This is a genomic window from Streptomyces sp. ITFR-21 (assembly GCF_031844685.1).
GTDB lineage: Bacteria > Actinomycetota > Actinomycetes > Streptomycetales > Streptomycetaceae > Actinacidiphila.
Window position 1 is genome coordinate 363,023 of record NZ_CP134605.1, and the last position, 12,887, is coordinate 375,909.

Annotated in this window: 13 protein-coding genes; 6 read left to right on the forward strand and 7 right to left on the reverse strand. The window is 74.6% G+C overall.

The genetic code is table 11. The features are described from left to right. The first annotated feature begins 57 nt into the window (after nucleotides 1-57). Both RLT57_RS01570 and RLT57_RS01575 read left to right on the forward strand, forming a co-directional pair. Complete coding sequence (locus RLT57_RS01570) at nucleotides 58-777, forward strand: hypothetical protein (RefSeq protein WP_311295546.1); 720 nt, start codon at nucleotides 58-60, stop codon at nucleotides 775-777. A gap of 11 nt (nucleotides 778-788) precedes the next feature. Then, on the forward strand, nucleotides 789-1,292 hold the full coding sequence (locus RLT57_RS01575) for a metallophosphoesterase family protein (protein WP_311295547.1): 504 nt from the start codon (nucleotides 789-791) through the stop codon (nucleotides 1,290-1,292). 18 nt (nucleotides 1,293-1,310) lie between these two features. Here the strand turns inward: RLT57_RS01575 and RLT57_RS01580 are convergent, their stop codons facing one another. Together RLT57_RS01580 and RLT57_RS01585 are read right to left on the reverse strand one after the other, a co-directional pair. After that, the gene (locus tag RLT57_RS01580; RefSeq protein ID WP_399127830.1) at nucleotides 1,311-2,651 is read right to left on the reverse strand and encodes a PP2C family protein-serine/threonine phosphatase; all 1,341 of its coding nucleotides are present in this window, start codon (nucleotides 2,649-2,651) and stop codon (nucleotides 1,311-1,313) included. Further along, nucleotides 2,648-3,448, reverse strand: a complete 801-nt coding sequence (locus RLT57_RS01585) for an alpha/beta fold hydrolase (protein ID WP_311295548.1) — start codon at nucleotides 3,446-3,448, stop codon at nucleotides 2,648-2,650. Before RLT57_RS01585 ends, RLT57_RS01580 begins: the two co-directional genes overlap by 4 nt. 274 nt (nucleotides 3,449-3,722) lie before the next feature. Between RLT57_RS01585 and RLT57_RS01590 the strand changes: the two genes are divergently transcribed. Next, nucleotides 3,723-4,187 carry an ATP-binding protein gene (locus tag RLT57_RS01590; protein ID WP_311295549.1) on the forward strand — a complete coding sequence of 155 codons (465 nt, stop codon included), beginning with the start codon at nucleotides 3,723-3,725 and terminating at the stop codon, nucleotides 4,185-4,187. A 97-nt stretch (nucleotides 4,188-4,284) separates the two neighbouring features. On the opposite strand, the gene RLT57_RS01595 is transcribed toward RLT57_RS01590, so the two are convergent. Next, entirely contained in the window at nucleotides 4,285-4,473 is a 189-nt protein-coding gene (locus tag RLT57_RS01595) for a hypothetical protein (protein ID WP_311295550.1), read from the reverse strand. A 423-nt stretch (nucleotides 4,474-4,896) separates the two neighbouring features. Between RLT57_RS01595 and RLT57_RS01600 the strand changes: the two genes are divergently transcribed. Together RLT57_RS01600 and RLT57_RS01605 are read left to right on the forward strand one after the other, a co-directional pair. Then, nucleotides 4,897-5,376, forward strand: a complete 480-nt coding sequence (locus tag RLT57_RS01600; RefSeq protein WP_311295551.1) for a hypothetical protein — start codon at nucleotides 4,897-4,899, stop codon at nucleotides 5,374-5,376. A gap of 107 nt (nucleotides 5,377-5,483) precedes the next feature. Further along, nucleotides 5,484-7,832, forward strand: coding sequence for a tetratricopeptide repeat protein (locus RLT57_RS01605; RefSeq protein ID WP_311295552.1), 2,349 nt, complete (start codon nucleotides 5,484-5,486; stop codon nucleotides 7,830-7,832). Nucleotides 7,833-8,039: 207 nt separating this feature from the next. Here the strand turns inward: RLT57_RS01605 and RLT57_RS01610 are convergent, their stop codons facing one another. After that, nucleotides 8,040-9,269 carry a lactonase family protein gene (locus RLT57_RS01610; RefSeq protein WP_311295553.1) on the reverse strand — a complete coding sequence of 410 codons (1,230 nt, stop codon included), beginning with the start codon at nucleotides 9,267-9,269 and terminating at the stop codon, nucleotides 8,040-8,042. A 269-nt stretch (nucleotides 9,270-9,538) separates the two neighbouring features. Next, nucleotides 9,539-10,372, reverse strand: coding sequence for a phosphatase PAP2 family protein (locus RLT57_RS01615; protein WP_311295554.1), 834 nt, complete (start codon nucleotides 10,370-10,372; stop codon nucleotides 9,539-9,541). Between the two features lie 284 nt (nucleotides 10,373-10,656). Between RLT57_RS01615 and RLT57_RS01620 the strand changes: the two genes are divergently transcribed. Continuing rightward, nucleotides 10,657-11,157 (forward strand): N-acetyltransferase, encoded by a 501-nt coding sequence (locus RLT57_RS01620; RefSeq protein ID WP_311295555.1) that lies wholly within the window; start codon nucleotides 10,657-10,659, stop codon nucleotides 11,155-11,157. A 24-nt stretch (nucleotides 11,158-11,181) separates the two neighbouring features. Here the strand turns inward: RLT57_RS01620 and RLT57_RS01625 are convergent, their stop codons facing one another. Both RLT57_RS01625 and RLT57_RS01630 read right to left on the reverse strand, forming a co-directional pair. Further along, on the reverse strand, nucleotides 11,182-11,730 hold the full coding sequence (locus RLT57_RS01625; RefSeq protein ID WP_311295556.1) for a hypothetical protein: 549 nt from the start codon (nucleotides 11,728-11,730) through the stop codon (nucleotides 11,182-11,184). Nucleotides 11,731-11,887: 157 nt separating this feature from the next. After that, a complete protein-coding gene (locus tag RLT57_RS01630) occupies nucleotides 11,888-12,817 on the reverse strand; it encodes an LPXTG cell wall anchor domain-containing protein (RefSeq protein ID WP_311295557.1) in 930 nt (309 codons plus the stop codon). Nucleotides 12,818-12,887: the final 70 nt, after the last annotated feature.

Here is a 12,887-nt window from a genome sequence, read left to right on the forward strand (position 1 = left end):
CAGCGGGCAGATCAAGCCGTGGCGCCCCTGTCCGCGCGCCACGACGGGAGCACTGACATGACGACGCGCAGCCGCGCCGACGCGCCGACCCGGCATCCCCGGCACGAGCGCCGGGGCGAACCGCGACTGCCGGGTGTGGCGGCGACGCTGGTGGCGATCACGCTGTACCTGGCGCTGCCGCAGCGGCTGCTGATCGCGCCCCGGTTCGTCCTGCCGGCGCTGGAACTGCTGCTGCTGATACCGCTGCTGGCGTTCAACCCCAAGCGGTTGACCCGGCAGACCCGCACCTCCCGGGCTCTGTCCCTCACGCTGGTGCTCGTCGTGGCGGGCAGCAATCTGGCGGCGCTCGGCCTGCTGGTACGCGACCTGGTCTCGCCCGGGGTGGACGACGGCACGTCGCTGCTGCTGGCGGCCCTGCAGGTGTGGCTGACGAACGTGATCGTCTTCGGGCTGGCGTTCTGGGAGCTGGACCGGGGCGGACCGGTCAGCCGGACGCAGGTGGCGCGGGAGGATCTGCCGCTGGCGGACTTCCGGTTCTCGCAGGACGAGAACCACGACGCGGTGCAGGAGGTCGCCGACGGTGCGAGCGTGACCGCCGACTGGGTGCCTACGCTGGTGGACTACCTGTATGTGTCCGTCACCAACTCCACGGCCTTCAGCCCGACCGACACGATGCCGCTGTCCAGCCGGGCGAAGCTGCTGATGACCGTGGAGAGCGTGTCGGCGCTCATCACGTCGCTGCTGGTGGTGGCCCGCGCGGTCAGCGCCCTGCACTAGGGGGTCCGCCCATGCGCCTGCTGCTGACCGCCGACACGCATCTGCCGCGGCGGGCCCGGGAGCTGCCCGCCGGGCTGCTGGCCGAGCTGGAGCGGGCCGACGTGGTGTTCCACGCCGGTGACTGGGTGGACACCGCGACGCTGGACCTGTTCCGGGCCGGGGCCCGGCGGCTGGTCGGCGTCCACGGCAACAACGACGGCCCGGAGCTGCGGTCCCGGCTGCCCGAGGTGGCGCAGGCGGACCTGGCCGGCCTGCGGTTCGCCGTCGTCCACGAGACGGGGCCGGCCCGCGGCCGGGAGGAACGCTGCGCCGAGCGGTTCCCCGGTGTGGACGTCCTGGTCTTCGGCCACAGCCACATCCCCTGGGACAGCACGGCGCCCACCGGCCTGCGCCTGCTCAACCCGGGCTCGCCGACCGACCGCCGCCGGCAGCCGGGCTGCACCTACATGACCGCCGACGTGACGGCGTCCCGGCTCACCGCGGTACGCCTGCACGCCCTGCCGCCGCGCCCCTGACCGCGCTCGGCCGCCGCCTCAGGGGGCGGGGACACCGAGGGCGAGGAGGGCGGTGTCGTCGGCCGGCGCGGTGCCGAACCCGGCCATCAGGCCGCGCAGCGCGGTGACCAGGGTGCCGGGGGCGGCGGCGGGCAGGGCGCGGCCGAAGGAGAGCAGCGCGTCCTCGCCGTAAAGGCGGCGGTCGGGGCCGACGCGGGCCTCGGTGAGGCCGTCGGTGTAGAGCAGCAGGGTGTCGCCGGGGCGCAGGTCGATCCGCAGGCGGGCGAAGCGGGACTCGGGCAGGATGCCGATCAGCAGGCCGCCGACGGAGTCGACGTAGTCGGCGGTGCCGTCGGCCCGCAGCAGGAGCGGCGGCGGGTGGCCGCCGCTGGCCAGCCGGACGGTGAAGCCGGCGCCGGCGCGTTCCAGGACGGCGAGGACGGCGGTGCAGTAGCGCGAGTCGGAGCCGGTGTACTGCTCGTACAGCATCGTGTTGAGGGTGGTCAGCGCGGTGGCCGGATCGGGGTCGTGGAGCACGGCGGTCCGCAGGGTGTAGCGGGCCAGTGAGGTGAGGGCGGCGGCTTCCGGGCCCTTGCCGCAGACGTCGCCGAGGAAGCACGCCCAGCGCCCTTCGTCCAGCGCGAACAGGTCGTAGAAGTCGCCGCCGAGCCGGTCGGGAGCGGCGGTGTGGTAGTACGCGGCGGACTCCAGGCCGGCGATCCGCGGCAGCACCTCGGGCAGCAGGCTGCGCCGGATGACCGCGAGCACCTCCCGCAGCCGGGCCCGGTCGGTGTCGGCGGCCCTGCGCGCCGCCTCCGCGGCCCGCCCGGCCTCCTCCGCCTCCCGGCGGGCTTGTTCGGCGACCGCGCCGGCCTCCTCCGCGGCCCGGCGCCCGCGCAGCAGCTCGATCTCGTACGAGCGGCGCTCGCGGGCGTCGAACAGGGTGGTGCGCACCAGCAGGGGTTCGCCGTCCTCGCCGGTCCTGACGACCGAGGTGGCCAGGACCGGCAGCCTGGTGCCGTCGGCCGCCCCGAGTTCCAGGGCGATGCCGTTGACGCCGCCCCTCATCCGAAGCAGCGGCGCGTAGTGCGTCTCGTGGTAGAGCCGGCCGCCGACGGTGAGCAGGTCCGCGAACCGGAGCCGGTCCACGACCTCCTCGCGGGTGCGGCCCAGCCAGCCCAGCAGGGTGGCGTTGAGCTTGACCACGGTGCCGTCGAGCAGGGTGGACACATAGCCGCAGGGGGCGCTCTCGTAGAGGTCCTCGGCGCTGTCCTCCAGCAGCTCGGCGAGCCGGTGGATCGCCGGCAGCTCCGGGTGGGCCGCCGGCTGCGCCCGGTGGCCAACCGGGGGCGGACCGCGGTGGCCGCCGCGGGGAGTCACCGTCCGCCGAGGAAGTCGAGGATGGCCTGGCCGGTGGCCCGCGGGGCGCTGAGCTGGGGGCAGTGCCCGGTGGCGTCGAGGGTGACGAGCCGGCTGCCGGGGATCGCGGCGTGCACGTACGCGCCCACTTCCCGGGGCGCGATGATGTCCTCGGCGCACTCCAGGATCAGGGTGGGCACCGACACGCCCGGCAGGTCGGCCCGGTTGTCGGACAGGAACGTGGCGCGGGCGAAGGTCCTGGCGATCTCGGGGTCGACCGTGCAGAAGCTGTCGGTGAGCTCCTGGCCCAGTTCGGGGCGGTCGGGGTTGCCCATGATGGCCGGCGCCATGGCGGCGGACCAGCCGAGGTAGTTCGACTCCAGGGAGTCCAGCAGCTCGTCGATGTCGGCGGCGCTGAATCCGCCGTGGTAGCCGGCGTCGTCGATGTACCGCGGCGAGGGGCCGACCATCACCAGCGCCGAGAACCGCTCGGGGGCCGCGGCGGCGGCGAGCACGCCGACCATGGCACTCACCGAGTGGCCGACGAAGACCACGTCGCGCAGGTCGAGCTCGTCGCAGATCTCCAGGACGTCGCGGGCGTAGCCGTCCAGGGAGGAGTACCGCTCCTCGTGCCACTCCCCCACCCGGGAGCGCCCGGCTCCGACGTAGTCGAAGAGGACCACCTCGTGGTGTTCGGCCAGGGCCGGCACCAGCAGGCGCCACATGTTCTGATCACAGCCGAACCCGTGGGCGAGCATGAGGATCGGACCGTCCTTCGGCTCCGTCCTGACCACGTTGTTCCTGCTGCGTATGTCCATACGTCCATGGTCCCACTCCACGCCTGGTTCTTCCCGGGCGCGGAGGGGTCCGGCCGGGTCGGTGCCCACGGGGGCCGCGTTCCCGGCGGTCCGGCGCGGAAACCGGGGCGGAGCGGGAGCGCCGTCCTCGTTTCGCGGACCGTCCCGCGGCAAGGCGCACGATAGCCGGAACCTCCGGCCGGGCGCGGTGCGCCGCCGGGATCCGACCGGTCCCCGGCGGCCGGCCCGTGCCGGCGGAGCCGTCCGACGTCATCCGAGTCATGGGGGGGAAGCGATGAGCGCAACGGGACACGGGGGCGCCGGCCGGTCCCCCACGGACGGCTGGTCGCCGCCGTTCGCGGACGGGATTCCGGTCGGCGCGGCGGACGTGCGCCAACGGGTCCGGCTGGCGCTGCTGGACAGCGGGGAGCACTGCGATCAGAGGCCGCGGGAGGACGCCCTGCTGGTCGCCTCGGAGCTGGCCACCAACGCGGTCCGGCACGGCGGCGGCATCACCGGCTTCCAGGCGCGGGTGGTGGGCGGTGTGCTGGTGCTGGCCATCAGCGACCGTGTCGACGACACACCGAGGACCTTGCGGCGGCTGCCCGGCGACCACCGGCCGGGCGGCTACGGCTGGCCGATCATCCAGCGTCTCGCCCGCGGGGTGGTCGTCGAGCCGCGCGGGAGGACGAACGGGACGGGACCGTACGACGGCGGGCCGGCGGGCAAGACCATCACGGTCACGCTGCCGCTGAGCTGACCGGGCGGCGGCGCCGGGCCGTAGGGCCGTGGCGGCGGCACACAGTGGTGGGGCGCCCCGGATCTCCGGAGCGCCCCACCGCTGTACCGGCGGCTGCTCAGCGGAGCAGCACGATGAGCGCGGCGGCCAGGATCGTGACGACCGCCACCGAGAGCAGCAGGATCCGGCCGGCCCGCGCCGTACTGGACGAGGCGGCCTGGCCGGCCCGCGCGTGATGGTGGTGGGATGCCTGCCCGGATCCGGTCCAGCCGGGGGTGCCGTGATGGGTTGTCTCCGTGTGTGCCATACATCCCTTCTGGCCGCCCGGGGGGGTTCCCATGCCGTTCGAGTCCGGCCGTCTACGCCGCCGGGTGGATCACGCCGGCGCTCGGCACCGCCGACGAAGGCCTCCACCGCGGCCTCGCCACCGTGCCCGGCGCCACCAGTGACTCGACACCGTCGTACGCCAGGCCGTCGCGCTGACGGCAGAAGCCCACGAAACCGCCCGGGACGGCGAAGACCGGCCTCGCGGGCGCCTTGTCCGCCTGCGGCGGGCCCCTGGCACCCCCGCACCCCGCCCGCCCTGCCCGCTGTGCGATCCGCCCGCCCGGCACGACGACGCCCCGGACCTGGATTGAGCCCTGCGGCGGGGCGGATCCGGTGGAGTGCCGCCCGTGGGCGGGCGGCGGGCGGTACGGTCTGATGCAGGGTCAGCACAGTGGGGGTTGCGGTGACGGGGATCGAGATCGCCGTGGGGTACGTGTTCGTCTACCTGGTCCGCAAGGCCAGGCGCGTGGGCGGCCGGGCCGACCGGGAGGTCGACCGGGTTCTGGATGCGGGCATGGACCAGCTGCACGGCCTGGTCGGCGCGAAGCTCGGCAACGACCCCGCCTTGCAGCGTGCCGAGGAGGAGGCCGGGGCCGGCCGGGACGTGCCCAGTGAGCGCACCCGGCGGCGCCTGACCGACTCCCTGGAGGACGCCGCCGAGCGGGACCCGGACTTCGCGCAGGCCCTGACCGCCCTGGTGGAGCAGGTGCAGGCGGCGGAGAAGGCCGCCGGCGGGGTGTCGGCGTCCGGCAGGGGTGCGGCGGTCGGCGGGAACGTGGACATCAGGGCGGAGGGCGGCTCGGCCGCCGCGCTCACCATGGGCGACGTGCGCATCGGGGTCCCTGCCGCGGACCCTTCCCGGCCGGGCCCGGACCACGGCTGACCGAGCCCGGCTCCACCCTCTCCGCGCGGGATGCCGCGGGCACGCGGATCATCGCGCAGGGGTACTCGACCGCAGCCGGTCACATCGAGCACTTCCATGCCCCACCGGTGCCCGAGGCACCGTGGCAGCGGGTCCGGGTGGGGAACGTGCCGCCCCTGGCGTCCGCGTTCCAGCCCCGGCTCGGGCTGCGGGCACAGATCGACCGGGCACGGGCCGAGCACGCCACGGTGGTCCTGGCCCAGGTCTTCTCCGGCGGCGGCGGAGTGGGCAAGTCCCAGCTGGCCGCCGCCTACGCCCGCCAGGCCCACACCGAGGGGGTGGATGTGCTGGTGTGGGTGGACGCCGCCGAGACCGCCCAGATCGTGGCCGCGTACGCGCGCGCCGCGCAGCGCGTGGAGGCACCCGGCGCCGGCGGGCAGGACCTGGAGGACGACGCGCGCGCCTTCCTGGACTGGCTGGCCGGCACCGAACGCAGCTGGCTGGTCGTGCTGGACGACCTCACCGACCTGGAAGGCGCCCGCCCCTGGTGGCCCAGGCCCCCGGCCGGGGACAACGGCCGCGTGCTGGCCACCACCCGCCGCCGCGACGCCCTGGTCTCCGGCGCCGGCCGGACCGTGGTCGACGTCGGCACCTACACCCGCCACGAGGCCCGCGCCTACCTGCACGACCGCTTCACCGGCACCCGCACCCCCCACCTGATGGACGACCGCGCCGGGGACCTGACGTTCGCGCTGGGACACCTTCCGTTGGCGCTGGGACACGCCGCCGCCTACATGGTCAACGAAGACGTGCCCTGCTCGGTCTACCTGCGGCGCTTCACCGACCGCAGCGCACGCCTGGACACCCTGCTGCCGCCCGGCGCCGACACCGACGGCTACGGACGCCACGTCACCGCCTCCCTGCTGCTGGCCCTGGACGCCGTCCGGCAGCACGACCCCACCGGCACAGCCGCCCCCGCGATCCGCCTGGCCGCCCACCTGGACCCCGCCGGACACCCACAGGAACTGTGGTCCACCACCGCCCTCACCGACTACCTCACCCACCACCGCACCCCGGCACCCCCCACGGCGGACCCACCCGACCGGGCCACGCCGGAGCAGACCCGGACAGCCCTCCGGCTGCTGCACCGCTACGGGCTGCTCACCTGGGACTCCCCGGCCGGACCGCGCGCGGTGCGCATGCACGCCCTCACCGCCCGTGCCGCCAGGGAGACCACCCCCGCGGCAGAGACCCCCGCGACGGTGCGGGCGCTCGCGGACGCCCTGGTCGACATCTGGCCCGCAAGCGAACACACCGCCTCTGACACAGCCGCCGTCCTGCGCGCCAACACCGACACGCTGGCCGCCAATTCCGGCGACCTGCTGTGGCAGCCCGACGGCCACCCGGTCCTGTTCCAGGCCGGGACCAGCCTGCTGAACAGCGGCCTGTACGCCGCCGCGGTCACCTACTGGCACCACGTTGCCGCCGACAGCCAACGCCTCCTCGGGGAAGACCACCCCGACACCCTCACCGCCCGAAGCAACCTCGCCCTCTCCTACGGACAGGCCGGCCGCACCACCGACGCCATCACCCTGCAGGAACAACTCGCCACCGACAGCCGACGCCTCCTCGGCGAAGACCACCTCCAGAACCTCGCTGCCCGAAGCAACCTCGCCCTCTCCTACTGGCAGGCGGGCCGCACCACCGACGCGATCCTCATCGAGGAACAGGTCGCCGCCGACAGCGAACGGCTGCTGGGCGAAGACCACCACCAGAACCTCGCTGCCCGAGGCAACCTCGCCCTCTCCTACTGGCAGGCGGGCCGCACCACCGACGCCATCACCCTGCAAGAACAAGTCGCCACCGACAGCCAACGCCTCCTCGGCGAGAACCACCCCAACACCCTCACCGCCCGCGGCAACCTCGCGACCTCCTACGGACAGGCGGGCCGCACCACCGACGCCATCCTCATCGAGGAACAGGTCGCCGCCGACCGCGCCCGGCTGCTGGGCGAAGACCACCCCGACACCCTCACCGCCCGCGGCAACCTCGCCGCCTCCTACCGGCAGGCCGGCCGCACCACCGACGCCATCACCCTGCAAGAACAAGTCGCCACCGACAGCCAACGCCTCCTCGGCGAAGACCACCCCAACACCCTCAAGGCCCGAGGCAACCTCGCCGCCTCCTACTGGCAGGTCGGCCGCACCACCGACGCCATCCTCATCGAGGAACAGGTCGCCGCCGACCGCGCCCGGCTGCTGGGCGAAGACCACCCCAACACCCTCACCGCCCGGAGCAACCTCGCCGCCTCCTACTGGCAGGCCGGCCGCACCACCGACGCCATCACCCTGCAAGAACAAGTCACCACCGACAGCCAACGCCTCCTCGGCGAAGACCACCCCAACACCGTGGCGGAGGTGGCCGCACTGCACGCATGGAGACGTGCTCTGAAGCCTTGGTGGCGACGGTTCGGATGATCCGGACGGCCGCCCACGCGCGCGCCGTTCGCTCACCGCTCGACAAGATCGCCGGTCGGCGTGACACGAATGACAGCGCCATACCCGCACGCGCGGGGGCTTCGGCCGTACGCCACGGTCCGGTGCGGACGCCGTGGTCGCGCTTGCCTGGTGCTCCGGCACGGGCCCGCTCCCGGAACGGAACCGCGGCGGCCCGGGGACGCGGGCCTACCCGGGCAGTACGCAGACCGGCATCGGCGTGGCGAACGCCGTCCCGGTGGGTGTGAGCGCGCCGGAGTCCTGGTCGACATGGAAGACCGTGACCGTGCCGGAGTTCTGGTTCGCCGCGAACAGCAGCGTGCCGGTGGGGTCGAAGGCGATGTGCCGCGGGTACGCGCCGCCGGCCGGCACCGTCTCCAGCAGGCGCAGTGCCGCGCCGTCCTCCTCCACCGCGAACCGGGCGACGCTGTCGTGGCCGCGGTTGGAGACGTAGACGAAGGCGCCGTCGGCGGAGACGACGACCTCGGCCGGGTAGTTGCGGTCCCCGGCCGGGGAGCCGGGCGGTACGGTCGGCTGCGGCTGCCCCGGGCTTACGGTCCCGGTCGCGGGGTCGTAGCCGCAGACGACGACGGAGTCGCCGAGCTCGTTGGCCAGGTAGGCGAACCGGGCGGAGGGGTGGAAGGCCAGGTGGCGCGGCCCGGAGCCGGGCCGCACACGGGCCTGCGAGACGGCGGCGAGGCGGCCGGCCGCCTCGTCGAGGCGGTAGGTGTACACGGTGTCGGTGCCGAGGTCGACGGCCAGGACGTAGCCGCCGTCCGGGTCGCTCAGCACCATGTGGGCGTGCGGCCCGTCCTGGCGGTCGGGGTCCGGGCCCGCGCCGGTGTGCTGGACCAGGTCGGTGCGGGGCAGCAGGCCGCCGTCGGCCGCCAGCGGGTGAACGGCCACGCTGCCCGAGTCGTAGTTGGCGGTCAGCAGGTACCCGCCGCCGGGGTGGGCCGACAGGTGGCAGGGGCCGGAGCCGCCGGTGGGCTGGGAGCCGAGGACCCGCCGGTTGCCGTCGGCGTCGACGGACACGGCGGTCACCGCGCCGGCCGGCTGCTCGTCGACCGCGTACAGGGTGCCGCCGGAGGCGGACACCGCCAGGAACGAGGGGTTGGCGACGCCGGTGAGCGCCGCGGCACCGGTGAGCAGGCCGCTGTCGGGGTCGTAGCGGGCCAGTCCCAGGCCGGTACCGCCGCCGTCGCCGGTGTAGGTGCCGATGTGCAGCAGGCGCGGGCCGCCGGGCGCGGCGGGTGCGGCGGCGCGGCGGCCGGCCGGGGCCGGGATCGCTGCCTGACCGGTGCCGGCGGTGATCAGCGCGGCCACCGTACCGGCACCGGCCGCGGCCAGCAGGCGGCGGCGGCCGAGGACCGCGGGGACCTGCCGTTCTGCGGGTTCGGCCGCTTCGCCGTCGTCCATGCTGCCGCCTCCAGGCCGTGCGGTACGCGGTTTCACGGTCTCCAACCTGGACCTGACCGGGGTACGCCCGCAAGACGGCCCCCGGGGGGCGGGCTCGCGAGCCGCAGTCCGGCAGTACCCCTCAGCGGCGGGGCGGCGGGGACCGGGCCGCCGCAGCGTAGAGGGCATGACCGAGGAACGCGCCACGCCCGGCGGCCAGGGCGGGCTGGGGGACTTCCTGCGCACCCGCCGGGCCCCACCTGTTCGCAGTCGCCAGGCCCGGCCCCCAATCAGAGGGAACGGACCGGCCAGCGGCCGGCGTAGCCGCGGTAGGCGGGTCTGCCGTTGAGGAGCCGCTGGACGCAGAAGCCCAGCGCGAGGGTGAGCGCGCCGCCCGCCGCGTCGGCGACGAAGTGGTTGCCGGTGCAGAGGATGACGACGAAGGTGGCCAGCGGGTAGAGCGCGCCCAGCACCCGCACCCAGGTGTGCTTGGCCAGGAACGCCACGGTCAGCCCGCTCCATGCGGCCCAGACGATGTGCACCGACGGCATGGCCGCGTAGAGGTTGGACACCGTGGAGACGTGGCCCGAGCCCCATGAGCCCCAGGTGTGGTGGGTGACGACGGTGTCGATGAAGCCTTCGGCGGGCAGGAAGCGGGGCGGGGCCAGCGCGAAGAAGGCGAAGCCGAACAGCGCCAGCAGGGTCGCGCTGAACAGGGCGGTGCGTCCGGCCCGGTAGCGCTCGGGCCGGAAGGCGTAGAGCCAGACCAGCACAACCGGCGTCACGATGAAGTGCAGCGTGGCGTAGTAGTAGTTCATGCCGACGATCAGCCACGACACCTTGTCGACGGCGTGGTTGAGGGTCAGTTCGATGTCGACGTGCAGCAGCCGCTCGGCGTGCCAGATCTCCCGGGCCCGGTGCAGGGCCGCCGTGCGGTGGGACGGCACGTAGCGGCGGGTCCTGCTGTACGCCAGGTACAGCCCCACGGTGAAGGCCAGTTCCACCAGCAGGTGCGGACGGCCGCTGCGGCGCATGCGGTCCGGCAGCAGGGGTCCCGGCCTCCATCGGCGTCCCGGCTGCGCGGAACCCTCCGCGACGGTCTCCACCGGGCGCGTCGCGGTCACAAGCGCTCCCCTCCTCGCACGGCTCATGGCTCACGGCTCGCCGACACCGGGCGGGCGCCGCACGCGTGGCACGATGCGCTCCTCCGGCCGGCGTCCCGACGACCCGCAAGACAATACATCGGACCCCGAAGCTTTCCGTCAGTGCCCTGTTCACCTTTGTCTGATCCGGCCGACCGGCGGGCGGCCGCCGTACCGCACCGGTCGGCGGCATACGGCGGTGAGCACGGGGGCGGCCCGCCGAAATCGGGGTGCGCCGGTTGGGCGCGACCCGTTACCCTCCCCAGGTGACCTGGCTGCCCGGCGACTTCGCCCATCCACTCCGCGTGCGGCTGCCCGGCACCGGCCACTACCTGCGGCCGATCGCCGGCAGTGACGTGGCCCTGGACTACCCGGCGGTGATGGGCTCGCGGGAACGGCTGTGGGCCGTCTACGGCGAGGCGTGGGGCTGGCCGCCGGCCGGGATGACGTACGAGCAGGACCTGGCGGACCTCGAACGCCACGCGGCGGAGACCGCGGCCCACGCGTCCTTCAACTACGCGCTGTTCGACGAGCCGGGCACGGCGCTGCTGGGCTGTGTCTACATCGATCCGCCGGAGAAGGCCGGCGCCGACGCCGAGATCTCCTGGTGGCTGGTGGACGAGATGGCGGTGACCGGGCTGCAGGAGACGCTGGACGCGTTCGTGCCGCGCTGGATCGCCGAGGCGTGGCCCTTCCGGCGGCCCCGTTACGTGGGCCGGGACCTGTCCTGGCAGGAGTGGCTGGCGCTGCCCGACCTGGGCGGCTGAGGAACCGGCACGTTTCACGGGGCGTCAGCCCGGCAGCAGCGCGCAGGCCGCCCAGGCCAGTGCCGCCGCGACCGCGTCCTCGGCGAGGGCGGCCGGCCAGTCCGGCAGGCCGCGGTCCGCCACCGCCCGGCGCCAGCGGGCCCCGGCGTGCGCGCCGCCGAAGGCCGCCGCGGCGCCGATGGCGGCAGCGGCGGGCAGCGGGATCGCGGTGCGGCGCCCTCGTCCCGCCCGGTCGGCCAGCGCGGTGGCGGCGAAGGCGCCGAGCACGATCCGGGGCAGGAGACCGGCCGGGCCGAGCCGGCTGGGCGTGTTCGGGAGCTTGTCGCCGACGAGTTCACCCGCGGCGGCGGTCGCCGCCACGGCGCCGGCCCGGCGGCCGGCCAGCAGTGCGCCGGGGCGGGCTGCCGCGCGGTGCCGGTCGGTGGTCAGCGCGACGGCGGCCACGCCGAGTTGGCTGCGCAACCCGGACACCACGCCGATCAGGCCGGTCCCCATCAGCGCGTTCACCGCTGCCCGGCTTTTGCCGTGCCCGCCGCGCTGCCGGCCGGCGGCCGGGACTTCCGAGATCCGCACATGACGTGCTGATTCCCGCGGCTCCACCGGGGTAACGGCAGGCAACCGCAAAGCACCCGGTCGGCCCCGCGCCAGCCACCCGGCGCGGCGGCGGCCGACGACGACGCCCCCGGACCAGGAGCGTCCGGGGGGCGTCGGGGTCACGCCGGTGGTGGCGTCAGTTGCCCGCGGCGCGGTTGCGGCGCCGGGTGAAGTAGACGGCCGCGCCGCCGATCACCAGGAGGGCCACACCGCCGCCGGCGAAGGCCACGGTCTGCGAACCGTTGCCGCCGGTCTCGGCGAGGTTGCCGCTCGGGGTGGTGGAGACCGGCTGGACGACCGGCGTACCGGTCGGCGGCGTGGTGCCGCCCGAGCCGGCCGCCGGCGTGGTGGCCGAGGGCGACGGGGAGGCGGTGTCCGACACGCTCGGCGTCGGGGTGCCGCTGTCGCTCGGCGAGGCGCTGGGCGACGGGGAGGAGCTGTCGGACTCGGTCGGCGTCGGCGACGTGGAGTCACTCGGCGTCGGCGTCGGGGTGTCCGACTCGCTCGGGGTCGGCGTCGGCGTGTCCGAGTCGCTCGGCGTCGGCGTCGGCGTCGGCGAGGTGGGCGGCGGCGTGGTCGGCGTGTCGCACGGGGCGCCGCCGTTCCACGCGGTGATCAGGTTGGTCGGCGTGTACGAGTCCGGGTAGTGCGGCAGCGCGCCGTTGCCCTCGGTCCCGTCGTACTTGGTGCCGTTGTTGTACAGGTCCACCTGGCCGAAGCAGGTCGGCGCGAAGGCACTGACGTCCAGCGTGGCCTGGCTGTTCTTCTTGTCCAGGGTCGCGGTGTCCCAGCCGAGGAACGTCTGGGTTCCCGAGTGGGCCCAGTCGGGGCCCTCCGCGCTGTAGGAGGCCAGCGAGACGTGGTACTCGCAGCCTTTCCCGGCCCCGCGGTCGAGCTTGACGATGATCGTCGTCGGGGCGGTGTCGCCGTTGATCCGGCCGTCGGTCGTCCAGTGCTGCCCGCCGTCGACGGAGTACTTGACGCCGAGGGGGCCGCACTGGTGCGACTGCGAGTGATCCGATGCCTGAGCGGCACCGATGCCGGCCACCGAGAGGACGGCGGTCATGGCTGCCGTGCCGGCAACGGCTGTAGCCCGCCTGGTTATTGAACCTTGCACTGAATGTCGCTCCCTGATC